At 63.1% G+C, this 25736-nt stretch carries 23 protein-coding genes and 1 pseudogene; 4 read left to right on the plus strand and 20 right to left on the minus strand.

The annotated features are described in order from the left end of the window. Positions 1-32: 32 nt before the first annotated feature. The 4 genes and pseudogenes from C0Z19_RS01090 to ltaE all read right to left on the minus strand — a co-directional run. Positions 33-281 (minus strand): annotated as a pseudogene (locus tag C0Z19_RS01090) (carboxymuconolactone decarboxylase family protein); the annotation flags it as partial. 45 nt (positions 282-326) lie between these two features. Continuing rightward, entirely contained in the window at positions 327-1232 is a 906-nt protein-coding gene (locus tag C0Z19_RS01095) for an RNA polymerase sigma-70 factor (protein WP_102607938.1), read from the minus strand. A 91-nt stretch (positions 1233-1323) separates the two neighbouring features. Further along, complete coding sequence (locus C0Z19_RS01100; RefSeq protein WP_102607939.1) at positions 1324-2100, minus strand: arylamine N-acetyltransferase family protein; 777 nt, start codon at positions 2098-2100, stop codon at positions 1324-1326. A gap of 61 nt (positions 2101-2161) precedes the next feature. Further along, on the minus strand, positions 2162-3193 hold the full coding sequence (gene ltaE, locus C0Z19_RS01105; protein WP_102607940.1) for a low-specificity L-threonine aldolase: 1032 nt from the start codon (positions 3191-3193) through the stop codon (positions 2162-2164). A gap of 123 nt (positions 3194-3316) precedes the next feature. Between ltaE and C0Z19_RS01110 the strand changes: the two genes are divergently transcribed. After that, positions 3317-4804: an aminotransferase-like domain-containing protein gene (locus C0Z19_RS01110; protein ID WP_102607941.1), complete on the plus strand. Its 1488-nt coding sequence runs from the start codon at positions 3317-3319 to the stop codon at positions 4802-4804. Between the two features lie 47 nt (positions 4805-4851). Here the strand turns inward: C0Z19_RS01110 and C0Z19_RS01115 are convergent, their stop codons facing one another. From C0Z19_RS01115 to C0Z19_RS01155, 9 genes are all read right to left on the minus strand, one after another. Further along, positions 4852-7593, minus strand: coding sequence for an eCIS core domain-containing protein (locus C0Z19_RS01115; protein ID WP_102607942.1), 2742 nt, complete (start codon positions 7591-7593; stop codon positions 4852-4854). A gap of 169 nt (positions 7594-7762) precedes the next feature. Continuing rightward, positions 7763-8890 carry an AAA family ATPase gene (locus C0Z19_RS01120; protein ID WP_102607943.1) on the minus strand — a complete coding sequence of 376 codons (1128 nt, stop codon included), beginning with the start codon at positions 8888-8890 and terminating at the stop codon, positions 7763-7765. A gap of 101 nt (positions 8891-8991) precedes the next feature. Then, positions 8992-10065 (minus strand): 2-aminoethylphosphonate aminotransferase, encoded by a 1074-nt coding sequence (locus tag C0Z19_RS01125; protein WP_102607944.1) that lies wholly within the window; start codon positions 10063-10065, stop codon positions 8992-8994. 10 nt (positions 10066-10075) lie between these two features. Continuing rightward, positions 10076-11245 carry a phosphonopyruvate decarboxylase gene (aepY, locus tag C0Z19_RS01130; protein ID WP_102607945.1) on the minus strand — a complete coding sequence of 390 codons (1170 nt, stop codon included), beginning with the start codon at positions 11243-11245 and terminating at the stop codon, positions 10076-10078. Beyond that, positions 11242-12939: a phosphoenolpyruvate mutase gene (gene aepX / locus C0Z19_RS01135; RefSeq protein ID WP_102607946.1), complete on the minus strand. Its 1698-nt coding sequence runs from the start codon at positions 12937-12939 to the stop codon at positions 11242-11244. The genes aepY and aepX overlap by 4 nt, the downstream gene beginning before the upstream one ends. Beyond that, positions 12936-13700, minus strand: a complete 765-nt coding sequence (locus C0Z19_RS01140) for a phosphocholine cytidylyltransferase family protein (protein ID WP_102607947.1) — start codon at positions 13698-13700, stop codon at positions 12936-12938. The genes aepX and C0Z19_RS01140 overlap by 4 nt, the downstream gene beginning before the upstream one ends. 49 nt (positions 13701-13749) lie before the next feature. Beyond that, positions 13750-14754: a flippase-like domain-containing protein gene (locus tag C0Z19_RS01145; RefSeq protein WP_102607948.1), complete on the minus strand. Its 1005-nt coding sequence runs from the start codon at positions 14752-14754 to the stop codon at positions 13750-13752. Beyond that, positions 14751-15491: a HalD/BesD family halogenase gene (locus C0Z19_RS01150; RefSeq protein ID WP_102608155.1), complete on the minus strand. Its 741-nt coding sequence runs from the start codon at positions 15489-15491 to the stop codon at positions 14751-14753. The genes C0Z19_RS01145 and C0Z19_RS01150 overlap by 4 nt, the downstream gene beginning before the upstream one ends. Before the next feature lie 77 nt (positions 15492-15568). Then, positions 15569-16255, minus strand: a complete 687-nt coding sequence (locus C0Z19_RS01155) for a CDP-alcohol phosphatidyltransferase family protein (RefSeq protein ID WP_102607949.1) — start codon at positions 16253-16255, stop codon at positions 15569-15571. A 202-nt stretch (positions 16256-16457) separates the two neighbouring features. On the opposite strand from C0Z19_RS01155, the gene C0Z19_RS01160 reads away from it, so the two are divergent. The 3 genes from C0Z19_RS01160 to C0Z19_RS01170 all read left to right on the plus strand — a co-directional run bounded on the left by C0Z19_RS01160 (position 16458) and on the right by C0Z19_RS01170 (position 19373). Further along, positions 16458-16889, plus strand: coding sequence for a hypothetical protein (locus C0Z19_RS01160; protein ID WP_102608156.1), 432 nt, complete (start codon positions 16458-16460; stop codon positions 16887-16889). Positions 16890-17261: 372 nt separating this feature from the next. After that, a complete protein-coding gene (locus tag C0Z19_RS01165; protein ID WP_102607950.1) occupies positions 17262-18425 on the plus strand; it encodes a porin in 1164 nt (387 codons plus the stop codon). Between the two features lie 195 nt (positions 18426-18620). After that, positions 18621-19373: a hypothetical protein gene (locus C0Z19_RS01170; protein ID WP_102607951.1), complete on the plus strand. Its 753-nt coding sequence runs from the start codon at positions 18621-18623 to the stop codon at positions 19371-19373. 78 nt (positions 19374-19451) lie between these two features. Here C0Z19_RS01170 and mdcH read toward each other — a convergent pair whose 3' ends face one another. From mdcH to mdcA, 7 genes are read right to left on the minus strand one after another with little or no spacing between them, the layout of a single operon-like run. Beyond that, positions 19452-20387, minus strand: a complete 936-nt coding sequence (gene mdcH, locus C0Z19_RS01175; protein WP_102607952.1) for a malonate decarboxylase subunit epsilon — start codon at positions 20385-20387, stop codon at positions 19452-19454. Next, a complete protein-coding gene (locus C0Z19_RS01180) occupies positions 20387-21058 on the minus strand; it encodes a malonate decarboxylase holo-ACP synthase (protein ID WP_102607953.1) in 672 nt (223 codons plus the stop codon). The genes mdcH and C0Z19_RS01180 overlap by 1 nt, the downstream gene beginning before the upstream one ends. 34 nt (positions 21059-21092) lie before the next feature. Continuing rightward, on the minus strand, positions 21093-21911 hold the full coding sequence (gene mdcE, locus C0Z19_RS01185) for a biotin-independent malonate decarboxylase subunit gamma (protein WP_102607954.1): 819 nt from the start codon (positions 21909-21911) through the stop codon (positions 21093-21095). Further along, on the minus strand, positions 21908-22810 hold the full coding sequence (locus C0Z19_RS01190) for a biotin-independent malonate decarboxylase subunit beta (protein ID WP_102607955.1): 903 nt from the start codon (positions 22808-22810) through the stop codon (positions 21908-21910). The genes mdcE and C0Z19_RS01190 overlap by 4 nt, the downstream gene beginning before the upstream one ends. Beyond that, positions 22807-23118 carry a malonate decarboxylase subunit delta gene (locus tag C0Z19_RS01195; RefSeq protein WP_102607956.1) on the minus strand — a complete coding sequence of 104 codons (312 nt, stop codon included), beginning with the start codon at positions 23116-23118 and terminating at the stop codon, positions 22807-22809. The genes C0Z19_RS01190 and C0Z19_RS01195 overlap by 4 nt, the downstream gene beginning before the upstream one ends. Continuing rightward, on the minus strand, positions 23106-24044 hold the full coding sequence (locus tag C0Z19_RS01200) for a triphosphoribosyl-dephospho-CoA synthase (protein WP_102607957.1): 939 nt from the start codon (positions 24042-24044) through the stop codon (positions 23106-23108). Before C0Z19_RS01200 ends, C0Z19_RS01195 begins: the two co-directional genes overlap by 13 nt. 3 nt (positions 24045-24047) lie before the next feature. Continuing rightward, positions 24048-25709 carry a malonate decarboxylase subunit alpha gene (gene mdcA, locus C0Z19_RS01205; protein ID WP_102607958.1) on the minus strand — a complete coding sequence of 554 codons (1662 nt, stop codon included), beginning with the start codon at positions 25707-25709 and terminating at the stop codon, positions 24048-24050. Positions 25710-25736 lie beyond the last annotated feature (27 nt).

Consider the following 25736-nt stretch of genomic DNA (forward strand, 5'->3'; position numbering starts at 1 on the left):
GAGGTTCGGCCGGCCCTTCTGATCCGGGCATGCTATACCTGCTCGGGCACGGGATTGCGAAAACTCGCGTTCAACAGATTCCACGCATTGATCGTCGCGATCACGAACCCGAGCTCCGCGATCTCCTCCTCGCTGAATTGTTTGCGCAGGCGCGCAAATGCTTTATCGCCCGGGTCGCTATGCGGCATGCCCGTGACGAGCTCGGCCCATTCGAGCGCCGCGCGCTCGCGCTCGTCGAAGAACGGCGCTTCACGCCACCCGGCAACGGCATTGACATGGCGGGGATCGGCGTCCATGCCTGACGCTTGTGACCGTTTTTCTGTTTTTTAATCGACGTTCGTCTGCGGAATGCCCACGAGCTTGTCCGGGTTGCGCACGACGTAGATGCCGACGATGCGCTCGCCGTCGGTCGCGATGCCCATCGCCGATTCGAGCTTGCCGTCGACATAGCGCAGCAGACCCGGCTCGCCGTTGATAAGCGCGTGACGGTAGGCTGCTTGATCGCCAAAACGCCGCCCCGTGACCCAGAAAAGATTGGCGATGCGATGGGCGCCGTGCAGCACTTTGTAGACAGAAGGCACTTTGCCGCCGCCGTCGCCGACAAGCTCGACGTCCTCGGCCAGCAGCGCCTGAATGGCATCGCGCTCGCCCGATTGCGCCGCACGTATGAACTTTTCGACCACGCGCCGATGGGCGTCGCGCGGCACGTCGAAGCGTGCGCGGTGTTGTTGCACACGTTCGGATGCACGGTGGACCATTTGCCGACAAGCGGCTTCGGTCTTGCCGAGCAGCGCGGCAATTTCGTCGTAACCGTGATCGAACACCTGCCGCAACAAAAATGCCGCGCGCTCTTCGGCCGACAACCGCTCGAGCACCCAAAGCAGCGCCATCGACAAATCGCTCGCCAGCTCGACCGCCGTTTCGGGCGTCCGTTCTTCGATTTGAACAAGAGGCTCGGGCAGCCACCGGCCGACGTAGGCTTCCCGCTCGGCTTTGACCGCGCGCAGCCGATCGATCGCGAGACGGGTCACGACCGTGACAAGCCACGCCTCGGGCGACTGCACGGCGGCGCGGTCGGTGTTCTGACGCCACCGTAACCATGCATCCTGTACGACGTCTTCGGCATCGGCGCGCGTACCGAGCATGCGGTACGCAACCGAAAAAAGACGTGGGCGTAGGGCGTCGAAGGGGTCGTCTCCAGCGCTGGCCGGACTCGCGGTAGTCGTGTTCATACGGGGCTCGATCAAAGCAGACACTTGTCCTCAATGCCCCTTAGACGGCACAGGCCGCCGATTTGTGACAGATCGGCGGCGGCCGCGACGCTCATGCGCGTGGGGGCATCGTCAGGCCGAACTCGTGCGGCAGAATGCCGAGCGCTTCGTCCCACGCGATCGTACGCTTCTCAGTGTGGCCGTGCGCGACGATCTTGAAGCTGTCCCCGGCCAATATCTTGCGGCCGGCCTCGTTGTGAAGCACCGCCACGACGCGTTGTACGAAGATCGAATCGGGGTGCGTCGAGTTCAAATAGCTTGCGGGAACGAAATCGACCCATTCCTGCGGCGACAGGTCGAAAGCATATTGATTTGCCCACTCTCCATCCACTTTCGCTTGCAGCAGGTAGAAACCGTCATCAATGGGGCTGAGTTTGAAAGCGTCGTAATCCTGGCGAACCTCGACGTCGAGCGCCGAAAGGCGCATGGGCGCACGAATGCCGTAACTGCCGAATCCCAAATCGCACAGCCAGCGCTCGCCTTCGAGGGCCACGACGATTGCCATGTGCGTGCGCGGCCGCCGCGCGGGATAAATCATTGGCCGCGCCGCCACCAATTGATGCGGGATGTTCAGTGCTTCGAGGGCCATCGAGAACAGGCCGTTGACCTCATAGCAGTAGCCGCCGCGCTTGCGATGCACGATTTTATCGACGATTTCTTCGGGCACGAGCGAGACGATCTTGCCCGCCTGCACGTCGAGATTTTCAAACGGAACGGAATAAAGCTGGCGCTGCATCATCCGGGCCACCGTGCCGATCTCCGGCGTGGTCGGGCCCGCATAGCCGATTCGAGCGAAGTAGTCCTTCAAAGAGAAATTGTCCGCGTGCATGGCGATGCCTCTTATTTTTGTGTCGATAAAGACGTTGTGTGCGCAACTAAATACGATTCGATTACCGCTGCAAAAACTGCGACGCTATCGAGAGCGCGTCATCGACGGCTTTTGCATCCACGTCGAGATGCGTTACCCATCTCTGCCGCGTGGCGCCGTAAGCCGAAACGACGCCGATGCCGTGTTGCGCGAGGTGGGCGGCGAACGCCGGCGCAATCGACGCTTCGACATTGACGAACACGATGTTCGTGTCGGGCGCGGTGACCGTGAGGCCCGGCAGCTTCGCCAAGCCCTCGGCGAGCGTACGGGCGTTCGCATGATCTTCGGCGAGCCGATCGACATTGTGCTCGAGCGCATACAAACCCGCGGCCGCAAGAATGCCGGCTTGCCGCATGCCGCCGCCGAGCATCTTGCGCCAACGGCGAGCGCGGGCGATCGTCGCTTGCGAGCCGACGAGGACCGAGCCGACGGGGGCGCCGAGACCCTTCGAGAGGCAGACGGAAACCGTATCGAACGGCTGCGCAAGCTGTGCCAGTGGCACACCGAGGGCGACGGCCGCATTGAAAGCGCGCGCGCCGTCGAGATGACAGGCCAATCCGTGCTTCCTGGCGAGCGCCGTCGCCGCTTGCACGTAATCGGTCGGCAGGATCTTGCCGCCGATCGTGTTTTCCAGCGCCAGCAACCGGGTGCGTGCGAAGTGAGGGTCGTCGGGCTTGATCGCCGCTTCGATGTCGGCCAGCGCGATCGTGCCGTCCGCGGCGTTTTCGAGCGGTTGGGGCTGGATGCTGCCGAGTACCGCCGCGCCGCCGGCTTCCCAGCGATAGCAGTGCGCTTGCTGCCCTACGATGTATTCGTCGCCGCGCTCGCAATGCGTCATAAGCCCGATCAGATTCGATTGCGTGCCGGAGGGAACGAACAGCCCGGCTTCCTTGCCGATGATGTCGGCCACCCGCGCCTCGAGGCGCTTGACGGTGGGGTCATCGCCGAAGACATCGTCGCCCACTTCGGCGGACGCCATCGCTGCCCGCATGCCCGCGCTCGGGCGCGTGACCGTATCGCTACGAAAGTCGTACTTCAAACCCGCTGTTTCCATCTCCGATCTCCTGTTGCGTGCGTTGTGTCAGTGCGCTCAATATTGGCACGGCTCGCGCTGCGGCCCTATACACAACAGCGTCGAATCTGTTACATAACAGATTTTCCGATTTGGCGAGGCGTTATGGTTCAGGCAGAGCAGGGCGCACCGCTCTATCAGCAGTTGGCGCAGCGGCTGTGGGAAGGCGTCGACCGGGCATCGATGGCCGACGGCGAGCGTTTGCCGTCGGTGCGCCTGCTGGCCGCGCAGTACGGCGTCAGCCTGACCACTGCGCTGCAGGCGCTGCGTTGGCTCGAGACGCGAGGATACATCGAGGCACGGCCGCGCTCGGGCTACTTCGTTGCGAAGCGTATGCGCCGCACCAAGCGCACGGGCGGCGCAGCCGAAACAAAGCACGCAAGCGCCAAGCGCTGGGTGCGTCCCGTGGCCGAACTCGATGCACAGGCTCGCGATCACCTTGCTATCGCAGGCGCACCATCGGCCGTGCGGCTCGATCTTGCCTCGGCGGAAGCAACGCTGTACCCGGTCGACCGTTTCAGCGTCCTGTTGCGTCGCCTCGCCTATCAACATCGCGACCTCCTGGTCGGTTCGCATGTGCGGGGTTCGGGCTACCCGGCGTTGCGCGCGCAGATCGCCCGCCAGGCAATCCAGTACGCTTGCGAGCTCGATCCCGACGAGCTCGTCGTGACGAATGGCTGCGTCGAAGCGTTGAATCTTGCCCTGCGGGCCGTCGCCCGGCCCGGCGATGTCATTGCCGTCGAGTCGCCGACTTATTTCGTACTCCTCCAAATGTTGCGGGCGTTGGAGATGCCGGCCTACCCGATTCCCTGCGTGCCTGAATCGGGTATCGATGTCGATGCTCTGAAGGCGGCGCTCGATCGCGGCGTGCCGATCAAAGCCGTCGTGACGGTCGCGAACGGCAACAATCCGCTCGGTAGCGTGCCGAGCGACGCGGCCAAGCGTGCGTTGGTCGAGCTGCTGCGTGAGCGGGACATCGCACTGATCGAAGACGACATCTTTGGCGATCTGTGTTTTGGCGATACGCGGCCTCGTCCCGTGCGCGCCTTTGACGAAGGGCATGGCAACGTGTTGCTGTGCGGCGGTTTCTCGAAGAGCCTGTGTCCCGGTTTGCGCTTGGGGTGGATCGCCGGAGGGCGCTTCACGGAGCGCGTGAAAGCCTTGAAGTACACGACGAGCATGGCGACGGCAGAGCTGCAGCAAGCCGCGGTTGCGCAATTACTGGCGGGGGGCGGTTATGCGTTGCATCTTCGCCGCCTGAAGGCTGCATTACAAAGCCAGCAGCATGCACTGAGGGACGCCGTTATGCGCTACTTTCCCGAGGGGACAGAGGTAACGCGTCCCGCCGGCGGCTTCGTGCTGTGGGTGAAGCTCCCAGGTATCGATGGCGCGCCGCGCGATACGCGAACGCTGTTCGAACGCGCTCGGGCTGAAGGCGTGAGCTTTGCGCCAGGCCATTTGTTTGGGGAAGGCGGCGCGTTCGACGATTGTCTGCGCTTGAATGCGGGTAATCGGTGGACGAGCGAACTCGACGCCGCGGTGCGTCGCCTCGGCGAGCTTGCCGCGCAGGCCGAGCCTATCGTGGCTGCCTAGATACGAAGGATCGGTAGCGGCCTTGCACGCTATGCGGCGGTGAACATTCAGCCGCCGATTTTCAGTAGCTCGAGCAAGCGGACTGCCACCTTCGGCTCGCGGATCGCCACTTCGTTGAGCGCGATCTTCCACAGCAACGGGGCGGTCGATTCGAACCCTGATTGCGACTGCCCGCCCTTGCGGCCCTCGATCAGCGAGGCAACCTGGATCAGGATGGCTTGAAGCGTTCCGCTCGTTTTCAACAGCGGGTCGCCCAGCAGTTGCTTGCAAACGTCGACGCCGCCGTTACTGACGAGCTCGTTGAGCTTATCGACGACTTTCGGCATGCGTCCGCTGACGAACTCGGTGTTGTAGAGCGCGGTCGATTCGATTTCGTGCGCCGATTGGCCGTATTCGGTGAAAACGGTGATAGGCGAAGAAGGCGTGGGAGCGGAGCTGTAGACCCGCGGCTGCGAACGGATGCGATCGCGAAAGTCAGTCTCCTCTTTTTCCTTGCCCGTATCGTTCGTCGAACGCGCTTGTTCCAGGTTTTGCGTGCGCAGCGGGATCGTAGCGTGTTGCCCCGATGCGAGCACCTGCAGCAGCGACACATTTCCGGGCACTTCACGCACCAGCTGCCACGCGAGCGCGAGTGTCGGCTCGTTCTTGAGCAGCATCGAGGGTTTGAATTGTTGCTTCACCGATGCCGTTGCATGCTGCAGGTATCCGTTGGCTTTTCCGGCGAACCCTTCCGCGAGTTTGACGTTGACGGTCAACGCGTGTTGCAGCTTTCCAGCAGAGACGCCGGCGAGGTACGAACGGGCGGCGGGGTCGGTCTGCCAGTTCGCCATCGCGTCGGTGATCGTGCGCAGCAGATTGAGCGTGGGCAGAGCGAATGTTTCATACTCGCCCAGCAACTCCATGATCGTATGCCACGCCCGCACCAATTGAGGGTTGTCGATATTGGCGTTGATCTCGGAGCCGAAAATGAGCTCGAACAATTCCGCGCCCGTGCGCAGGAACGGGCGCAAATCGTTTTCGTGGCTCAGGATGACTTCGTCCAGACGCACAGGCGATTGCTCGAGCGCGGACCCGCCCAGCGTGCCGGCCGCCTTGGGCGCCTTGGCTGTCTTTGATGCGAAAGAGGAAGGTGGCGCAATCGCGATCCTGGCAGAAGTGGGGTTCTTCAGCGTGTCGTCGACGTCATAGACAGCCATCTTCGCGTTGATCAATGACGGGTAGTTCAAACCAGAGCCTGCGTCGTGCGCGTGGGTGACTGCGACCTCATAGCGAACCCAGCCGTGTTCGTCGTTGACGACCTTTTTGGCGGGTTTCTCGATGGCCGTCGACATCTGGCTGTTGGCCTTCGAAGGTATCGGCGTCAGATTCGCTTCCAGATCGCCGGGGCCGCCCAGGTGATCGTTCAGCAAATGGCCCGCAATATACGACTCTTTTCCGCCCGCCGCGGCCTGAAGCGTTTTGACGCGAGCGTCCGCCTTGGCGTTGCTCGGACCGGAACCGAGCGGATGGTCGGGGCCGAGTTTCGTGGCCACGACGTGGACCCCGTCATCGTCGCCGGTCGGCGGGTCCCATTTGATGTACGTCCGCCACTCGGACGAGGTGGGTTTCGCGCCACCGGTCGCATGCGGCGTCGCCGGTTGGCTGTGCCATTGCGTGCGGTCGCCGGCCAATGGCGGTTGCCACAGGATTCGATGTACCGGTGCTTGCGTGATCCGATCGAGCGAGTCGAACTGGATACCGAAACCATCGGCAAAGCCATCGGAACCGAAGGTCGCCTTGATGATCACCTTGCTCGGTGCTTTTTGAGCCAGATCGACCATCTCCGCCTGCACGGTCTTCAAGTGCGACAAGACGCTTGCCGGCAAGTAGAGCCGATTATCCGCAGTGGGCTGCCCGAGCAAAGGTGCGGGGAGCATGAACGCGGCCTTCAGGCCGTTGAAATGGGCCTGCGGTTCGGGCAGATCGGGACGCGTTTCGTCGACATACTGCGGCGGAATCGTTGCTTCCAGCGAAGCGAGCTGGTCGTGCAGCACGGTTGTCTTCAGCTTGAGCGGAACGGTAGTAGACAATCCGGCGCCTAGCCCTTGTGCCTCGTAGCCGTCCGGAAACCCGGGCGACGATTGCGTCTTGTGTGCCTTCCAGGCGAACGTGCCGCCCGAGTTCTTGCCGATATCGGTGCGGCGCGTCAGTTTGCCTTGGATCGGCGTATCGGATGCAGGCGCCGATGTCGAGCGCAGCCGCTGGACAGCCGGCCGCGGCTCGCGCTCGCCGTCGCCTGCACGCGTGGCCTGATCGCCCATTCGATCGGCCTCGCTTTCGAGGGCCGCGTCATCGTTGATGGCCGTGCCGCCTTGCATTTGCATCGTCGGCTTTACCCGCCCCTGGGCTTGCTGCACGACGTGCCAGGCCTCGTGCGGCAAATGGCGATCTTGCCCAGGCCCCAGATGGATGTCCGAACCCTGGGCATAAGCGAGTGCGTTCAAGCGCGCAGGCTTATCGGAGTTCGTATGGACACGCACGCCGGACAAGTCCATCCCGGACAACGACTCGATGCCTGCTTTCAATCCGTGAGGTAGCCCGGTGCGATTGGGTTGCTCAGCCTCGACGCGTTGCACGGCAGGGCCGAACGCCTCGCTGAGCGCACGCGCCTGTGCGACCACGCGGGGGCTGTCCTGCAGCGAGCCGGCTGCTGCGTTCGGCGCCGTCGAGGGCGCGGATCGGCCGGCATGCACGGCGGCACGCTCGGGCTGCGTCGGGATGCGATCTTGCTGGGTAGCGTGACGGCTCATGACTGCAGGCTCCGGATCGATGCAGTGACGATAGGCGCGAGCTTACCAAGTATTTTTGACAATGTTCAGATGATTTTCGCCGGGCCGCGCTCGGGGTGCCCGCATGGCGTCAAACGAGGAGGGGGCGTCCGACCCAAGGCAGGGAGCGGGTAAGTGGAATGCAAGTCGTTCAATCGACGATATTGCGAACCCAGTCCGCAAAACTCTCGTTCTCGAATTCGTAGACATCTCGCGGGCTCTTCGCCACGACCGTCTTTTCCGCGAGCCGGCCCAGTGCCTTTTGAACGTGCGTCGCCTGCAGATCCTCGATACCCACGCGCTTGCGAATCCTGACGAGCGTTGCCTTCGCAAACGGCTTCATCGAAGGATCGTCCGCGAACATGCGTACGAGAACGCGCTCGGTCGCATCGAGTGAATTCCACGTGCCTTCGTGATTCTCCCTGCGGGCCAACTTCTCCTGCTGCATGGCGATCGCCTCGGGAAAGGACAGCGTCGGGCTCATCATCAGCGCCAGCACCGTCTCCATCAGCGGCTCGGGACGGCGTCCAAACAATTGAAAGGCCTCGCGTGCCGCGTTCGCATCGAGCTTGCGTTTTGAAGACTCCCTGAATCTGCGCGCGATATAGTCGACGAAATCGTCGCCGAGAAGCGGGAAGTCCTGGACGGTGCTGGCGGCCGAGTAGAGCGGGGCGTTGGCATTCGTGAAAACGTGGCCGAGCTTCGTGCGCGACGACCCGGTAAACAACATGCGAAGCCGGCGCTGGTGTTTGGTCAGCGTCGTGCGCAGTGCGCGCGCCATCTCTTCGCCTTCCTTGCTGCGACCGAGCGCTTGTGCTTCATCGATCAGAAAAAGAACCGGCCGCCGTTTCGTCAGCTCTGCAACGAGTGCGTCGATCAGAAGCGCGGTATCGGTGATCTCGCGCTTTTGATCGTTTTCCAGATCGATCGCCCCTTCGAGCTTTGCGCCGCCGAATTCGGCTTTGCCCTTCAGCGCTTTGACAGGCTTTTGAAGGCGCGCCAGGACTTTTTCGAGCAAAGAATGCGGTTCGAGCGCTTCTTCGAGCGCCCGCGCGAGCGCGGCACCTGGCGTTTGCCGCGTCTGCCAGAGGTCCGCATAGACGACCGTGTAGCCCTCGCTTTCCGCCAGCGGTGCAAGGTCTCGCAAGAGAAAGGCCGTCTTGCCGGTACGTCGCGGCGCGAAAATCGTCGTCGACGCCACAAGTCCGGCGTTCAACGTGGCAAGATAAGCCCGCGCAAGCTCCGGCCTGGGAAAGTGCCACAGTTCTGTCAGTTCCATCGAGCTATCCGAAATTATCTTTGAATCGGGTAATTATACCTACACGGTATAAAACGGATAATCTCCGGAGCGCCGACGGATCGAGGCGGGGGCCGGCGGCACTACCGGGCCAGGTCGTCGAAGGCCTGCAGCAAGCGCTCGATATCGGCCGAGCCGATATTGCCCATCGTCGAGATGCGAAAGAGCCGTTTCGACAAGTCGCCTTGCCCTGCGTAGATGACGAACCCGAGCGACTTGAGCGCATCATGGAGCGGTTCGTACGCGATGCCATGCGGCAGGTCGTAGGCCCGCAACACGACCGACGACTGTTCGGGCGGCACGACTGCACCGATGCCGCGCGACGCCAGCCCGCTGCGAGCCTGCTCGGCCAGCGCCGCGTAGCGGGCATGTCTGGCGGCTCGGCCGCCTTCATCCTCGAACTCGCGCAACGCTTCGACGAGTGCGTAGTACGCATGCACAGACGGCGTAAACGGCGTATTGCGCGCCGCTTGCATGCGTGCAAGGCGGCCCAGGTCCAGGTAGTAGGTGCGGCTGGCGGCGCGCTCGATCGCCGCGCGCGTGGCAATCACGAACGAGGCGCCCGGTACGCCGTGCAAGCATTTGTTCGCCGTTGCGGCAACGGCCGCAATATTTCCCTCGTCGAAATCGATCGCCTCCGCTCCGAAGCTGCTGACGGCATCGACGAGCAACTGCGCGCGGTGTTTGCCACACAGCGCACCGATTTCGCGCAGGTCGTTCAGGCGCCCGGTCGTCGTTTCGTGATGGACGACGGCCACATGCGAAAACGGGCCTTCGATATCGAGGCACCGCGCGATGGCAGCCGGATCGGGGGCGGCCATCCAATCATGCGCGAGCGCCACGTATTCGATCCCGTACTGCTTCGCCATGTTCGCGATACGCTCCCCGTATACGCCGTTTTGCACGACGAGCAGTCTGCCTTGTTGCGGGACGAGCGAAGCGATCATGCTTTCCACTGCGCCTGTCCCCGAAGCCGTCATCAGGACTGCCGACCATTTGTGCGGATCGAGGCCATAAACGGCGAGCAGGCGCGTGCGCGCTTCGTCTTGCAGATCGTAGAACTCGCTTTCCCGATGGCAGAGGTCGGGTTGCAACATGCTTTGCCGTACGCGCTCGGTCAAGGTCACGGGGCCGGGGTTGAGCAGCAGCGTCTTCATCAGCAGATCCTTAGGCGGCGCCGATATGGCGCATCAAGCGCGCTTTCACGTCGGCAGGGGTCATGGTTGGGCGCGGTAAGCCATCCGGCGTGCCGCGCCGTATCGTCAGTCGCGCGAAATGCGGCCCGTCGGGAATGCCGTCTCGACGCGACCGGGCAAGCAACGTATCGACGAGGGCAAGATCGTCGCCCTCGATCGCCGATGCGTAGCCGCACGCAGCTGCAATTGCGGCGAACGAAACCTGCGACGAGACCGTAGCCTGCCCACCGGTCGAATCATGCGAGGCGTTATCAAGCAGCAGATGGGTCAGGTTGCTGTGGCCGTACGCGCCGAGCGTGGCGAACGACCCCATGCGCATGAGCGCTGCGCCGTCGCCATCGAGCGCAACGACGTGCAAGTCCGGCCGCGCGAGCGAGAGGCCCAGTGCCAGCGTCATTACGCAGCCCATCGATCCCACCATATAGAGCTGGTTAGGACGATCGGCGAGCGCATAAAGCTCGCGGCCGCAAAATCCCGTCGATGCAAGCACAACCGTGGAGTCGAGCGGTGTGCGCGCGATCACGCGCTCCAGCGCATCGCGCCGCGCGGGCAAGCCGTCTTGCGGTGCGCCCAGCCACTGAGTGCGTGGGGCGCACGCATCGGCACGCGGTGGCTCCGTTTCTGCGAGCGGATACGGCGCGACGCTACCTTTTTGCATCACCAGCGCATACGGACGCCCCGTCTTGTCCATATGCGCGACGGCGCGTTCGAGGGCAGGGCCGATCCCGTCGGCTTCGCGCGGAAACGGCTCCCACGGAATCTCCATCGTTTCGAGCAGCGCGGGCGTGATCGGTCCCATCAGCGCATGCTGTGGCTCATCGGCCACGCCCGGTTCCCCCCGCCAGGTCACGATCAACAACTGCGGCAAGCGGAACGTCCAGGTCAAAGACGTCAGCGGGCTGACGGCGTTGCCCAGCCCCGAGTTCTGCATCATCGTAACGCCACGCTCGTTCCTCGCACCGAGCGCGACACCTGCGATCAGCGCGACTGCATCGCCTTCGTTCGCCGCGCTGACATAGTGCAGCGAAGGGTCCTGCAGTACGTAATTGATGAACGGGGTCAGAAACGAGCAGGGCACGCCCGCGTACCACGTGAATCCGCGGCGACGCGCCGCTTCGACGAACTGCGCGGCTTCGATCATCGGGCATCACCTTGGCGATGACGCTCGAGCGCGAAGGGCGTTTGCGCATGCGCAAAATCTCCCGCGCGCCTGAAATCTTCCAGGTCGTTGACGCCGCACCAATGACCGTGAACGTATTGGACTTCGATCGCCTCGCCCGCGTCGATCAGTGCGTTGATGAGCGCAGGCATATCGAGCGTGTCGAAGTCCGGCTGCAACCTGAGTTCGGCAAGCATCGAACGCAGGCGCTCGATCCCTCGTCCGCGAACGCTTAGCAGTCCTATCCATCGTCCGTCGGGAGGCGCGGTGTCCGGTTTGCCGCTGCGGATGCGTTGCAGTAGCGTCTTGCGGCCGAACAACGCGCGATCGTCTGGTGTCGAGCAATAGGCGAAGTCGCGCGCACTCTGATTCGACGCGGGCGAGTGGGACGAGTCGACCACGACGGTAAAGGGCGCATCGCATTCGACGAGGTCGCGAAGAATGTAGCTGCGAAAGAGCAGGTCGCCGTACGAGATGACCGTGTCGGCGCCGAGGTGCCCGGCGTCGACGGCGCATGCTAGCGAAGCAAGCTCGCCTGTCTGCGCGTGTGCGTCGTTGACTACGAGCCTGATGCCGGCTGTATCGATCGCGTCGGGCCGGTAGCCGCCCACCACGGCAATATCGTTGACGCCTTGCTTCTTGAACGCATCGACGAGCCAGCGCAAGAGCGGTTTGCCGGCGACGGGCAGCATGACTTTCGGGCGTTCTGCCGTAACGGCCTCGAGGCCGCGCCCGCGGCTCGCGGCCAGCACGACGGCAGCGCCGGGCTTGCGGGAACTGGCCAGATAGACGCGCTCTGCCGCAGCGTATTCGTCGGCATCTTGCAGCCGAAAGATTTCCTCGACACTGGCGATCCGCTCCTCGACGTTGACGAGCGTTTCGCTATCGTGAATTTCCTTCGCAACGGCTTGCATCGACGACGCCGCTGCGCGAACGAGATGATTCGCCCAGATGATGGTGCTGATGCCGGCCTTGCGGAAAACTTCGGTGGGCGTGCTGTAGTACTTCGTCGGCACGATGACGAGCGGCGCGCGCCCGGCCCATTCGCGAGCGAACGCGAGAATTTCGTCGGGACGCGAAAGTTTACTGTGGATCAGGATGGCATCGGCGCCGGCCAGCCGGTAAGCTTCGGCTCGCTTGAGCGCCTCATGCAGGCCCCAACCGGCGATCAAGGCCTCGACACGCGCGACGATCGAAAAATTTGCTTCGGACTGCGAATCTTTTCCGGCCTTGATCTTGCCGCAAAACTCGTCGATGTCCGCAAGCGGTTGACGTTCGCCGCCGATGAAGCTGTTCGTTTTCGGAAATTGCTTGTCTTCGATACAGACACCGGCGATGCCGCGTTGCTCGAGTTTGCGCACGAGACGTCGCACGTTGTTGAAGTTGCCGTACCCGGTATCGCCATCGAGCAAAATCGGCAGGTCGCTGGCGTCGGCCATGAATTCGAGCGTGTCGACCACTTGCGTCCAGCTCGCTTCGTTGTTGTCGCGCACGCCGAACTGCGCCGAGATGGCAAGCCCCGACGCCCAGATGCCTTTGAATCCCGCCTCGCGCGCGATGCGTGCGGACAATCCGTTATGCGCTTCCATCAAGAATTCGAGCTTGTCGCTGACAAGCATGTCCCGCAGCCGCTCGAAGCGCGAGCGCGTGTCGAAATCCGATTCGCGCGCATTCATCGCACGGCTCCGGCCGGTTGTGCGAGACGCGGCAGCACTTCGTTTTCGGCGCGTGCGACATCGCGGGGAAAGTCGATTTCGATCCAGGGAAGCCCCGTCACGTCCGCGACGTCGTAGCGACGTCCGCCTTCGAGCAACAGGTCACGCACGGCCTCTTCGTGAGGCATATTTTGTCGCCCGCTGGCGACATACCCGGCTACGATCTCGGCGAGGCGGCGCGCGGTGCTCTCGCGAAAGCGAAAGAAGCCGACCGATTCTCCAATCGTGTCGAATTCCAAGCCTACGGCGAGTTGCTTGCGCAACTCGACCGGCGTGCCTGCCTTGAGGCACAACTTGACGGGCTCGTCGCCGGTTTCGAAATCGCGATCGATCAGCAGCCGGTCGGCGCTTGCCCCGGCCACGAGCGCACGCAGTATCGCTTCGTCGTACAAAACGTCAGCGTCCATCAGCAGAACGTCGCCGCCGCGCGTCAGTGCATCCGCCATCGTATGCACGGTTAGCACGCTGCCAAGGTCGTAGTGCGGATTGAGCACGATGTTCGGCCGCGGGTGCCAGTTGATGCGGTCGAGTTCCGCCTCGATACTCTGGGGCTGGAAACCCAGTGCAAGCTCAACCTCGTCAACGCCGGCCGCGCGCAATGCGCGCAAGTGGCGCTCGAGCAGCGTGACGCCCTGAAAGCGCAACAAACACTTTGGATATTGCTGCTCGGGTGGTTGCTGCAGCCGTAGGCCGAGGCCTGCGGCGAGAATGAGCGCTCGCATGTTCTTTTTCTCCTGGCAAGATACCGAAGGACGCGGCGGCCGGCACGCGTCAATCGGGAAGCGGCAGACCGGACCTGTGCCGGCGCTGCCAATGGCGTGTACTCCAATGCAAATACACAAGGCCCGGCAACCCGAGGGCGAGTTCGCGCGATCGTTTGGCGAGCGACAGCGCAAGCCCCGCATCGGGCGGTAATCCGACGATCGGCGCGAGCAGCAGATAACCGCCTTCTTGCGCGCCGAGAGAACCGGGGATAGCAAAGGCGGCGCCGCGAATCGCTTGCCCCACGCTTTCGAGCAGCAGCGCGTCGAGCCACCCGACGGGGTGGCCGATGAGCGAGAGCGCAAGCCATACCTCGCCCACGCCGACGAGCCATCCGACGAAACTGAGGACGAACGAAGCAGCGACGCGGCGATGCTCGCGGTAAAGTGTGCGAACTGCCCCGTCGATTGCATCCGCTCGCGCGGTGGCATGCATCGCCCCGCGCGCGCCGAGCACTTTGCCGACGAGGCGGGACAGGCGACCGAACAAGCCTCGCTGCTGCGCGAAGAAAAACGCAGCAATGGCGGCCGCCAGCACAGCGCTCGCGCCCAGCACCGCAATATGCAACGTGCGCGTGGCATGGGTGCTTTGCGTTGCCGAGAACCCCGCGAACGCTGCAAGACCCACTAAAGCAAATGCGATTTGAGCGACGGATTGCATGGTCGTCGACACCGTGACGGCCGCTGCCGCCTCGTGCATCGGCACGCCGCGCTGCGCGAGGTGGCGTGCCATGACCACGGGGCCGCCGATTTGACCGGCGGGCAGCAAACTATTGACCGATTCGCCGGCCCAACGGGCGCGCAGCGAATCGGCGAATGCAGCGGGTCGTGCGACGAGCACTGCGATCGCCATGGCATCGAGGATGAGCGGCAACAGATGAAAGACGGCGATCAGCGCCAGCCCCCAGCCTGCGGACGCGAGCGTGGCTGCCACTGCGCCGGCGCCTTGCCGCATCAGCAGCGCAACGAAAACTGCCGCGCCCAGCGACAACAGAATCGCCGCGGTGCGCGTCATGGCGTGCCCTGGTCGGTGCGCGCCGCACCGCGTGCGCGGAACACCTGGCGAAACCCGAAATAGGCGATCGCGTCCTTCATGTTCGAAATGAGGCGCCGCCATGGGCGCATGCGTGCGTCGGTCACGTATTCGAACGTCAACGACACGCGCATCTCGTTCGCCTTCGACGGCGTGATACGGTGACGAAGCTTGTCGCCGTCAAACAGCACGATCGAACCGGGCGGATATTGGATCGAACCCGGGATGGCCGTTGCGCCGGGTGTGCGCGTGTGCAACTCATAGTCGAGTCGGCACGATGATTCGTCAATGACCCCGACCAGCAGCGTATAGCGCCGGCCGTCATAGTACGAGGTGTCGTAATGCCACCCTATGTGATCGCCCTCGCGCGTGTAGTAATACAGTGCGTATGCGTGCGGATCGTCCTTGGGCGAGAGCAGCAGCTTATCGCCCGTGACGGCTTCCAGCCAGTCGATCAACGCGGGCGATCGGTACAGTTCGGCGATATGCGGAGCAAGGCGGTCGATCGTATGGCGGCTGACGCTTCCGCCCTGTTTATGCCCCGGCAGGTAATTTCGATTGACGGCCGGTTCGAGCGATCGCGCGCTTTGGACGAGCCTTGCCGTGACATCGGCGGGCAGGAATGCGTCGAGATAAAGAAACGCGCCTTGCTCGACGAACTGCGCCCGCAACCGTTCGCGATCGAATCGGCGTAGCGCTTGGCTCAATCCATGATCGATCGATGTTTCGTCGGCTTCGCGTGTCGATACCGGCCCCGATGCGGAGCCGAGCGCATCGCCTTGTGCCACGCGCGCGTTCAACGCGACACCCAGGCTTCGCTTGCCGGCTCGCTGGGCCGTGTGCGACGCATGATGCGTCGATAATCGAGCGCGACCCAGACAGCAAACACGGGGGCGCCGATCGACGCGGCGATGACAAACGGCTCGACCACGCCTGTAAGGGTGACGAGCGGCAACAGGTAAAGCACGTCTTCGGTTTCGAATCCGGCCGCCGACGCTTGCCGGGTCCCGGCCTTGCCGGCAAACGCTTCGATCCGCATCCGCAGATAGAAGATCAGTGCGACGGCAACCCCGGCGATACCGCCTAGCCCAGTGGGCTGCGCCAGCAGCCGGTCGCCGTGTGCGGATGCGACGCCGATTCCCATCGACACGAACAAGGCGATGGTCACGCAGGCGTCGCTTGCGAGATCGTAGAAGTGCCCGAACCGGCTCGACTTGCCGCTGATGCGAGCCAGTTCGCCATCGGTATGATCGATGAAGTTCGACAGGACGATCAGCGCGGCGCCCACGTTGAGCCATCCGAACGTGCTCTGCGCGAGCGCGGCCGCACCAGCCAGGCCGACTATGAGGCGAAGGGTGGTGAGGTGATTCGGCGTGACGCGCGTGTCTTTGAGCGGAGTGACGAGACGGCGTGCGAGCCGTGCGTCCCACGTGCGTGGCATGGGAACGAGAACGCGAGGGGAGGAGTCGACGCGATTTTCCATCCGAAGCAATATATACGCTTTTGCCGGGCGTTGTCTGCAAGGGCGCATTGGAGCGCCGGGCTTGGTGCGGCTGCGCACCCTTGCGCGCCAAACAAGTTAAAGTGCTGCCGGTCGCCGCCGAGCGGGCCCGGTACGTCCTGTGCAATCGGCCAATGCCGATCTCGAATCGCCACGCTGTAACGGTGCGTCATTTTTTGCCGCCATGAAACGTCTAGTCATTGCCATCCTCGCCATTTTTGGCGCCGTGCTATCCGGCCGTGCACTCGCTGCATCGCTCGATCAAGCCTTGCACTGCGATCGCCCCGCGCACCAATTCATCGGCGAACTGGAAGATCAGCATCTGATCGACCCGCGCCCAACGCGCGTCGAGGACAATTCGATCAACGCGTTCGATCCGGCACACGGCGCCGAATTGACCGCGTTCGGCTTTCACGTCTTTGCGATCGTCGGGTTTCAGAAGAACGATGCGTTGTTTCAGAAGGGCAAGGGAAAGCCGATCGCCGATTCGGCTTATGGCGCCGTCGTGCTCGGTTCGACCGACAGCGTGACTGCAGCCGTCAGGGCCGCAGGCAGCCAGGCTATCGTTCATCACGTTGCTCCGTTCGTCACCGCCATCTTCTGCCAGCCCGATTGACCGCGGGAGTCGAGAGACATTATAAATCTTTCAAATTTCTTTCGCTCTTGCGCCGAAGCACACCCAGCTTCATGCGGTTTCGGCAGTTCATTCTCAGGGTTGCACCCGATTACGCGCATTTGTTGCCGATCAGATGTGGGGCGCCAAAGCCGATGGCGTCCCTTTAGTTGGCAATAAGCAACGAAGCAGGGCGGGTGGCCAGCGCCCGATGGACTTGCCGCGATCATCGTGCAACCATTCTCGTCATTCCGTCGCGAGTACGCGTACCGAGAAAAAAATCGAAACGCGGTCGAATCTGCGATCGCAACAATCGCCGGGCGTTGCGCCATGGCGGGATCTTGGAATCTATTGGCTGCTGTGGAGCATTCGATCATGAAAAGGCACGTTCTTTGTCTCGCTGCGTCGATGGCGTTCGCCGTCCCTGCTTTGGCGCAGAACAGCGTGACGTTGTACGGTGTGATCGACGAAGGTCTCAACTACACGAATAATGTGCGCGGCAATCACAACTATGAACTCGCGAGCGGCTTCGCTCAGGGCAGTCGCTGGGGTTTGAAGGGGGCGGAGGATCTGGGCAACGGGCTCAAAGCGGTCTTCCAGCTGGAAAACGGCTTCGACGTCAACACGGGCCGTTTGAATCAGGGCGGCCGCATGTTCGGCCGGCAGGCGTTCGTCGGGTTGTCGAGCCCGTACGGCACGGTCACGCTCGGCCGCCAGTACGATGCGCTTGTCGATTATCTTGCGCCGACGACGGCAAACGGCAACTGGGGCGGCTATCTGTTGTCGCATCCGTTCGATAACGACAATACCGACAACTCGTTCCGCGTCAATAACACGATCAAATATGCGAGCCCCGACTATTCGGGTCTCCAATTCGGCGGCACCTATAGCTTCAGCAATGACACCGGATTCTCGAACAACCGCCAATACAGTATCGGCGGGCAATATCAGAATGGCGGGCTGCTTGTCGCCGCGGCTTACCTGCAAGCGAATAACCCTGGCTTGACCACGGGTGGCGCCATCGCCACGAACGATGCCAATTTCGCTTCGTCGCGTCTGCGCGTATTTGGCGGCGGCATCAACTACACGTTCGGGCCCGCGACTGCCGGCTTTGTCTACACGAATACGAACATTACCAACCCGACGTCCGGTGCCTATCTGACAGCCGCCGATTCACTCGTGCCGATCACCGGGCCGCTGGCCGGTTCTACGCTGACCGGGTTGAAATTCCAGAACTTCGAAGTAAACGGAAAATATCAGCTGACGCCGGCGCTCTATGTCGGTGCGCAATACGTCTACACGATGGAAAAGTACGACACGTCGCTCGGCGGCGTGAAGCCCAAGATTCATACGTTCGGGCTGATGGTCGACTACAACCTCTCCAAGCGGACGGATGTCTATATCCAGGGCGCATTCCAAAAGGTGGCGGGCGACAGCACAGGCTCATCGCTCGATCATGCTTACATCCCGGGTGCGGACGATGTGTCGAGCACCTCGAAGCAGGCCGTCGCGCGCGTGGGGATCCGACATAAGTTCTAAGCGCGCTGTCCACCACGCTAAGTTTGGTCCGAGCCCACCCGGGGTCTGTGCGGGTGGGTTTTTATTTGCGCGGGCGGCTGGCGCGCGCGAGCGCGGGTGACGTGTGCAATGTGGCGCGCAACTTGCGAAGCGGCGTATTCTTGGGCCATCCGAATCGATCGAAGGCCCTGACAATAAGGAAGGGGGAGAGACATCATGGCCCAGACGCAAGAACTTGCCGCACGTCTTTTACAAGCGCGCCGTACTCATACGCTGATCGATCCTGCGTCGCTGTCGGCCTGCAAGCCCGAGAATGCCGACGAGGCCTATGTCGTGCAGCAACTCGTCCTCGATGAATTGGGCGGCTGTGCCGGCTACAAGATCGGCGCGGGCACGCCGACGGCCGTGCCGCAATGTGCGCCGTTGCCGGCAACCCGGGTATTCGGCGCTGCGACCGGGATCCGCCGGGGTGACTACGCGCGCATTGGGCTCGAGCTCGAGATTGCGTTCAGCTTTGCGGAGGACGTCGACTATCGGCTTGCCGAGCGGCCCGACGACGTGATTGATGCAATCGATGCAATGTCGGTTGTCGTCGAGGTCGTGGATAGCCGCTTCGATGGCTGGCCGAACGTCGATCCGCTGCTTCAATTGGCCGATCTGCAGAACAACGGGGCACTCGTGATCGGCGATACGCAGCCCTATGATCGCAATTTCAATTTCAGTGAGCCGCGGATCAGTTTCTTCTGTGGCGACCATGAGATTTTTCAAGGCGTCGCGCGTCACCCGGCGGGCGATCCGCGCAGGTTGATAGCCTGGCTCGTTGCGCGCACGCTCGAAACGGGGCATTCGATACCGGCGCGGACCGTATTGACGACGGGGTCTTATACGCCGTTATATATTGCCGCAGAGCCGGGGGTCGTGCGCGGAACGATCGACGGGTTGGGGACAGTCAGGTTTGAGATCGGATAAGGGCTATTGAACTCGCGCGGACGGAACACGTTCGTGCGCAAGTTGCAGATTCATCGACGGTGTGCGGTGAAACCGGCACTAACGCCCCTCAACGATGCGTCGCCGAACCACGTCGACGAATCGATCGTCAACGTGGGAAGATGCCGCGAGCGCCATGACGTCCGGGTAGTTCAGGCGTGCGATATCGGTCAGCACCTGGCCCGGCGGTGCTTCCAGGAGTAGGGTCGCGCCGCGCTCCACGATAGTCGTCAGCGCATCGAACCAGCGCACCGTATAGCGCATATTCGTCGCGAGATCCTCGCGGATGTCGTCGGGCCTATGCAGAGCCCGAGCCCGCCGATTGCCGATATAGAGATGCTTAGGCGTACGAAACGATAGATTCGCGGCGTAAACGACGAGCGCGTCGGATGCCTGGCGCAGTAGTTCGCAGTGCGAAGGAACGGACACCGCGAGCCGCTTCGCACGATGTGCGCCAGCGGCGCTCGCCTGCTCGTTGAATGCGTCGAGCGCGGCATCCGAGCCTGCAACGACGATTTGACGTGGCGCGTTGACATTGGCGACGTAGACGCGCGCGTCAGGCGCACCCGTCGTGCGCTCGATCAAGGCTTCGACCTGCGCTTCGCTCAACCCTTCGATCGCCGATAGCCCGTACCCGTGCGGATACGCCTGCTCCATCAATTCGGCTCGCCTCCTCACCATACGCAACGCGTCGCCGAACGAGACAGCGCCACACCCCACTGCAGCAGCGTACGCGCCTACCGAGAGCCCCGCATGCAGTTCGGCTTCTATTCCCGCTTCGGCAAGCCGTCGTTGCATCGCGACACCGGCCACGACGATCGTAATCTGGACGGCGACGCTCGATCGCAGCGCGTCGCCCGTGTCGAGCCGCGCGACGTCGATCGATAAAACGTCCGATGCTTCTTCGATCGTCGCGGCGACGACGGGATGCGCCGGCAATCGATGCAGGAAGCCCGCACTTTGAGCGCCTTGGCCTGGATAGAGGAGGGCGAGCATCAGCGTCGAGCCTCGGTCGGCGCATCGTCTGCCGCCCAGGGGTCGGCGACGAGCGACGGGCCGTGGGCGGAGCGCACCATGACGCGCGACTTGTCGTCCGCCCATTCGCTGAGCGCCACACCGCCAAGCGGCGTTTCCAATTGCACGTCGATGCGCACGTCGACGGCTTCTTCAAGACGCCTCAATTGTTGCCGCATTGCGCTGGCATTGCTACGCGGCAGGCGCGAAGGCGTGCGCAACAGCAAGTCCAGATCGCTCGTAGCGGTCGCTGTCGGCTGCCTCGCAGCCAACTCGAAACCGACGCTGCCGGTCGGCCCCCAAAGCAGCGCGCCGAGATAGCGCTGTTCGACGATCGCCTGCAACGCGGAAAAAGCTTTCAGCGTCGAGCGCCCAGCGGGAATCGGCCGCTCCAGCAAATGCTCCGGCGATAGGGCGCCTTCAATCAACTCATGCGCAACAAGGCCGGCATAGCGTTGTGCGCGGAGCGCGCCTCGAAAGCCGACCGGGACATATCCGCTCGGCGCCTGGGCTCGACGCACGACGGCAAATGGCGCGTCGGCGAACGCGAGCGGGAGCCACGCGGGCATGTCGTCCATGACGGGCAGCGCGCGCAACCGAAGCAGGTCATGCGCCAGGTACTTCCTGGCGTGCGCAAGTGCGTCGTCAGTCATTCGTTGCCTACGTGCCGGTGGCTGCTCGACCACGTTAGGCGGCGTCCCATTGCTGCGCGAGACGACGTCTGACTTCGATCGAAGCGGCGCGCGTCGAGCGCGCGGTTTCACTGTCGAGCCGGTGCGAAAGGCCGCTGGGATCACTGCGCGCCGATTTCACGGCGTCGGCCAGCATCTGGCGCACCCGCGCGATCTGTTCGTCCGTGGGGGCGTCGGCGTCGACACCTTCGATCAGATGATCGAGCAACCCCAGCCTGGCGAACGCCGTGAGCGAATACGACATCGGCGTGATGGTTTCTCCGAGTGCGTCCAAGGCCTCGACACAGCGGCGCGTCACGCGTGCGGCGGCTTCTTTGCCCATGGCATGAACCATCGTGCCCGGCGCATCGAGCGCGAGAATCCGGTTGGCCTGATACCCGTGCGCGAGAAACGCGCCCGACATCGCCGGGCCGACGATCAAAGCGACGATCGGATGCCCCGCGAGCCGCGCGCAGGCATAGGCGTCGATGGCTGCTGCGCAGGCGAGATGAATGCCAAGCATTTCTTCGCGATAACCGTAAGCCTGGCCCTTGACGTCGACGATGGCGACGATCGGCCGCCGTCGAGGGGCATGTGCGTCGGCGTCGATGACATCGCGCACGGTGCGCGCCAGGTGCCATCCTTGTTCCAGCCCGACGACGTTCTCGCGCGCGCGAGGAAAGCGGTTATCGGGATCGGGGACGACGGCGAGGAAGCGCGTCAACTCATGACCTGACTGCGCATCGGCGCACCAGATCGGCGCTGTACCGCTTGGCTCGCCCGCAAGCGCGCGCAGCCATCGCTGGCCGCGAGAAAGGTCCGTCGTGTCGTTCATTCGGACTCCTTAGTGTTCTCTCCACCTTGCGCGGAACATGTCGATGCGCCGCCGAAGAGCGCTCGCATCGACTCGGGCGTGACCGTGTCGGGCTCGATCCGCGCGAGCAGCGCCAGGTAATGATCGACTGCTTCGCTGCGATGGATCGGCGGCACGCCCGTGATGAACGCGCGACGCACTGCCGTGAAAATCGCCTCGGCATCGTCGTCGACAAGCTGATCGGCCAAGCCCGATGCGACCCGCTGCTCGCCACCGATCAACTGCCAGATCCTGCTCCGATCGGTGGCGTCGAGCTCGTCGATGCCCGCTTCCTGTTCGATGACTTCAGGTCCGTTCATCCCCAGCCGCCCTTGGCGCGTCATGATCAAGTGCGAGCAGAGCGCGGCCGCGAGCGACATCCCGCCGAAACATCCGACCATGCCCGCGATTACGCCGACCACGGGCACATGCCGGCGCAGCGCGACGATGGCCGCCTGAATTTCGGCAATGACAGCGAGACCCAGATTAGCTTCCTGCAAGCGCACGCCGCCCGTTTCGAAGGCGATCACGGGCCGCACGATGCGGCCGCGCTCGCAGTCGCGCAGCGCCAGTTCGAGCGCAGCGGCGATCTTGCTGCCGGAAACTTCGCCGATGCTTCCGCCCTGAAATGCCGACTCGATCGCGGCGACCACCGCCGGCACTCCATCGATCGAACCGCGTGCGATGACGGCCCCGTCATCGGCTTGACAGACAATGTCTTGCAGCGGCAGCCACGGCGATGTGATGCGATCGAACGGGCCCAGCAGCTCGCGAAAGGTGCCGCTATCGAGCAGGCGCCGCGCGCGCTCTCGGGCCGTCAGTTCGATAAAGCTCTCGCGGGCAGTGAAAGCAGGCGCCGCTGCGTCGGAGGTCAGGCTCATACGCGATCTCCCTGCGCGCCTTCGGCAGCTTCGACCGCCTCCGCGAGCCGCAGCGCGACGACGCCTGGCGTGGCACCAAAATCGTTGATTTCGATCTGCGCCGCGCCGTCATAGCGTGTGAAAAAGCGATCGAGCACGCTCTTCCAAATGTGGCCGTAGCCGTCCACGCTCGTGTTGACTACCACGCGCGAGAGCATTGCGTCGTTCGGCGTCAACAATACTTCGAGATCGCCGGAGCCGACGACGCCCACGTGCGCCCGGACGGCGACGATGCGCCGCGCAGGATAGTCGAACGTCAAACGCTCCATGTCGGTGTTCTCCCATCGGCGCCCGCGGGCGCCAGCTTGTCCATGAACAGGGTTGCGGCAAGTAGATCCGCTGCGCCTCCCGGCGACGCGTTGAGTGCGAGCAGGCGCGATTCGAGGCGGTCGAAGGCGGCTCGGCCGCGAGGCGCGGCGATGCCGCCTAGACGTAATGTTTCATGCGCCCCCGACTTCGCTGCGGCCAGCGCCGCGAGCCCGGCGCGATGCAGCAGACAGGTATCGTCGAGCGAGGTCATGATGGCGAGCAACGTGTCGATGCGCGCAGTGTTTTCTTCGAGGCCGCGCCGCCGTGCTTCGCGCAGTGCAGGCAAACCCACCCGCAGCACATGCGGAAAGCCTTCTTGCGCTTCTCGCCGTGCACCACCGACGCCATAGCGCTCGCGCACGCGCGAGCCGTTACTTTGGGCGAGCGGCGCAGCGTGATCGGGGAAGCAGGCTATCTGGGCGGCCGTCGCGCAAATCGATTCGGCGAGCGCATATTGCGGGACCTTCTGGAAATCACCCCTGCATATAGTTGCGCCCGCAACTAACAGACCGATGATCCAGATCGCGCCACGATGTGCATTGCTGCCTTGCGTTGCGTTCATCATGACTGCTTCGCCGGCACGCCCGATCGCGGCCAACTCGGCTCGCAAGGCGGCCGAGGGACGCTTGCCCACCGCTGCGCGCGCGAGTTCGCTGAACGTGGGCTCGAGCGAATGCGCAGATCGTTCCATCAACGCGAGATCCAGGTCGCGATGCGCGCCGTTGCCGCGTCGATCGACCAGCGCGGGCTTCGGCGTAACGTGCACCTCCTCGATCAGCGCGTCGGTTGCAAAACGCGCGAGCCGAACGGCGATGTCGGTATCCGATCGTGTGGCGTTTGGGTCGATGTCCTCCCGGAGCCGACGACGGGCAGCGAGCGCGGCCATCTCTTACCAGCTCCGAAAGCGGGCGGGCGGCGTATACAGGCCGCCCGACCATGCGACGAGGTCGTCGATGCTGCGCGCGGCCAATAGCGTGCGTTTGGCCTGCGCGCGTCGAATGCCGAGGTCCTCGGGGTAAGCGACGATGCCGCGCCGTCTGAGCTCGCTCGTTCGTTCGGGGTTGGCGCGCAGGCCTATCGGCGTTACGCCGGCCACGGCGGCCAGCGCGGCGCGGCGCTCTTCGATGCCCTCGGCTTTATGCAGATAGGCGATCCCTTCTTCGGTCACGACATGGCTGACGTCGTCGCCGTAAATCATGACGGGAGCGATCGGCATGGCGCTCTTGTTCCCCACCGCGATCGCATCGAGTTCGTCGACGAACGTGGGCTCGCCGCCCTTCTTATAGGTCTCGACCAACTGCACGACGAGTTTGCGACCGCGTGCAATGGGCCCGTCGCTCGCTTTGAGCAACTTGAGCCAGGCCTCGCTGGCGTGGCGGCGCCCGTGGGGATCGTGGCCCATGTTCGGCGCGCCGCCGAATCCGGCCAAACGCCCGCGCGTGACCGTCGATGAATTCGCATCGGCGTCGATTTGCAACGTCGAACCGATGAATAGATCGACGCCGTATTGCCCCGCCAACTGACATAAAACGCGATTGGAGCGAAGACTGCCGTCGCGCCCGGTGAAGAAGACATCGGGCCGTGCTGCGACGTACGCTTCCATGCCCACCTCGCTGCCGAAGCAATGGACGCTTTCGACCCAGCCTGACTCGATCGCCGGGATCAGCGTGGGGTGAGGATTGAGCGTCCAGTTGCGGCAGATTTTCCCTTTCAAACCAAGTTCAGCGCCATACGTTGGCAGGATCAACTCGATCGCGGCGGTGTCGAAACCGATACCGTGATTCAATGAAGTCACGCCGTAGGGCGCATAAATACCGCGAATGACCATCATCGCGGTGAGAACCTGCAGGTCGCCGATGTGGCGCGGGTCGCGCGTGAACAGAGGCTCGACGGCGAACGGTTTGTCCGCCTGAACGACAACGTCGACCCACGATCCCGGGATATCGACACGCGGCAGCGTATCCACGACTTCATTGACCTGAACGATGACGATGCCGTGGCGGAAGGCTGCCGCCTCTGCAATCGTCGGCGTGTCCTCGGTATTCGCGCCCGTGTAGAGGTTGCCGTTCCGATCGGCTTTCTCAGCGCACAACAGCGCGACTTGGGGCGTCAGGTCGACGAACATCCGTGCATAGAGTTCGACGTAGGTGTAGATCGAGCCAATCTCGAGCAGGCCATCCTCGAGCAGTTGGGCGACGCGCAAACTCTGCGGCCCCGCGAACGAAAAATCGACTTTGCGCGCAATGCCGCGTTCGAACAGCGTCAGATGCTCGGGGCGGCTGATGCTTGAAATGAGGAGATGGATGCCGTTGACGACCTCGGGATCGACGCGCGCCAAAGAGCGCGACAGGAAATCGGCTTGCTTTTGATTGTCGCCTTCCAAGACGACGCGATCGCCTGGACGGATCAATGCTTGTAGCGCATCGACGATCCTGTCCGACGGCAGAATGCCGTCATCGAACCACGGCTCGATGGCGGCGAGCCGTCGCGCTTTTTCGTCACGCAAGGTGGTCCAGCTGCGCGGGACCCTGTGTTCGGCTGCGGAAGTCATTGGGCGATGCGGCTCCTATGCAGTGAA

The organism is Trinickia soli (assembly GCF_002879855.1).
GTDB classification, from domain to species: domain Bacteria; phylum Pseudomonadota; class Gammaproteobacteria; order Burkholderiales; family Burkholderiaceae; genus Trinickia; species Trinickia soli.

Excerpts from the sequence above, each read along its gene's own strand:
- C0Z19_RS01100 (WP_102607939.1), bottom strand. The coding sequence starts at position 2,100 with ATGCACGCGGACAATTTCTCTTTGAAGGACTACTTCGCTCGAATCGGC.
- ltaE (WP_102607940.1), bottom strand. The coding sequence starts at position 3,193 with ATGGAAACAGCGGGTTTGAAGTACGACTTTCGTAGCGATACGGTCACG.
- C0Z19_RS01165 (WP_102607950.1), top strand. The coding sequence starts at position 17,262 with ATGAAAAGGCACGTTCTTTGTCTCGCTGCGTCGATGGCGTTCGCCGTC.
- C0Z19_RS01115 (WP_102607942.1), bottom strand. The coding sequence starts at position 7,593 with ATGAGCCGTCACGCTACCCAGCAAGATCGCATCCCGACGCAGCCCGAG.
- mdcA (WP_102607958.1), bottom strand. The coding sequence starts at position 25,709 with ATGACTTCCGCAGCCGAACACAGGGTCCCGCGCAGCTGGACCACCTTG.
- C0Z19_RS01155 (WP_102607949.1), bottom strand. The coding sequence starts at position 16,255 with ATGGAAAATCGCGTCGACTCCTCCCCTCGCGTTCTCGTTCCCATGCCA.
- C0Z19_RS01190 (WP_102607955.1), bottom strand. The coding sequence starts at position 22,810 with ATGAGCCTGACCTCCGACGCAGCGGCGCCTGCTTTCACTGCCCGCGAG.
- C0Z19_RS01140 (WP_102607947.1), bottom strand. The coding sequence starts at position 13,700 with ATGCGAGCGCTCATTCTCGCCGCAGGCCTCGGCCTACGGCTGCAGCAA.
- C0Z19_RS01160 (WP_102608156.1), top strand. The coding sequence starts at position 16,458 with ATGAAACGTCTAGTCATTGCCATCCTCGCCATTTTTGGCGCCGTGCTA.
- C0Z19_RS01120 (WP_102607943.1), bottom strand. The coding sequence starts at position 8,890 with ATGGAACTGACAGAACTGTGGCACTTTCCCAGGCCGGAGCTTGCGCGG.
- aepX (WP_102607946.1), bottom strand. The coding sequence starts at position 12,939 with ATGAATGCGCGCGAATCGGATTTCGACACGCGCTCGCGCTTCGAGCGG.
- C0Z19_RS01110 (WP_102607941.1), top strand. The coding sequence starts at position 3,317 with ATGGTTCAGGCAGAGCAGGGCGCACCGCTCTATCAGCAGTTGGCGCAG.
- mdcE (WP_102607954.1), bottom strand. The coding sequence starts at position 21,911 with ATGAACGACACGACGGACCTTTCTCGCGGCCAGCGATGGCTGCGCGCG.
- C0Z19_RS01125 (WP_102607944.1), bottom strand. The coding sequence starts at position 10,065 with ATGAAGACGCTGCTGCTCAACCCCGGCCCCGTGACCTTGACCGAGCGC.
- aepY (WP_102607945.1), bottom strand. The coding sequence starts at position 11,245 with ATGATCGAAGCCGCGCAGTTCGTCGAAGCGGCGCGTCGCCGCGGATTC.
- C0Z19_RS01180 (WP_102607953.1), bottom strand. The coding sequence starts at position 21,058 with ATGACTGACGACGCACTTGCGCACGCCAGGAAGTACCTGGCGCATGAC.
- C0Z19_RS01170 (WP_102607951.1), top strand. The coding sequence starts at position 18,621 with ATGGCCCAGACGCAAGAACTTGCCGCACGTCTTTTACAAGCGCGCCGT.
- C0Z19_RS01195 (WP_102607956.1), bottom strand. The coding sequence starts at position 23,118 with ATGGAGCGTTTGACGTTCGACTATCCTGCGCGGCGCATCGTCGCCGTC.
- mdcH (WP_102607952.1), bottom strand. The coding sequence starts at position 20,387 with ATGCTCGCCCTCCTCTATCCAGGCCAAGGCGCTCAAAGTGCGGGCTTC.
- C0Z19_RS01145 (WP_102607948.1), bottom strand. The coding sequence starts at position 14,754 with ATGACGCGCACCGCGGCGATTCTGTTGTCGCTGGGCGCGGCAGTTTTC.
- C0Z19_RS01200 (WP_102607957.1), bottom strand. The coding sequence starts at position 24,044 with ATGGCCGCGCTCGCTGCCCGTCGTCGGCTCCGGGAGGACATCGACCCA.
- C0Z19_RS01095 (WP_102607938.1), bottom strand. The coding sequence starts at position 1,232 with ATGAACACGACTACCGCGAGTCCGGCCAGCGCTGGAGACGACCCCTTC.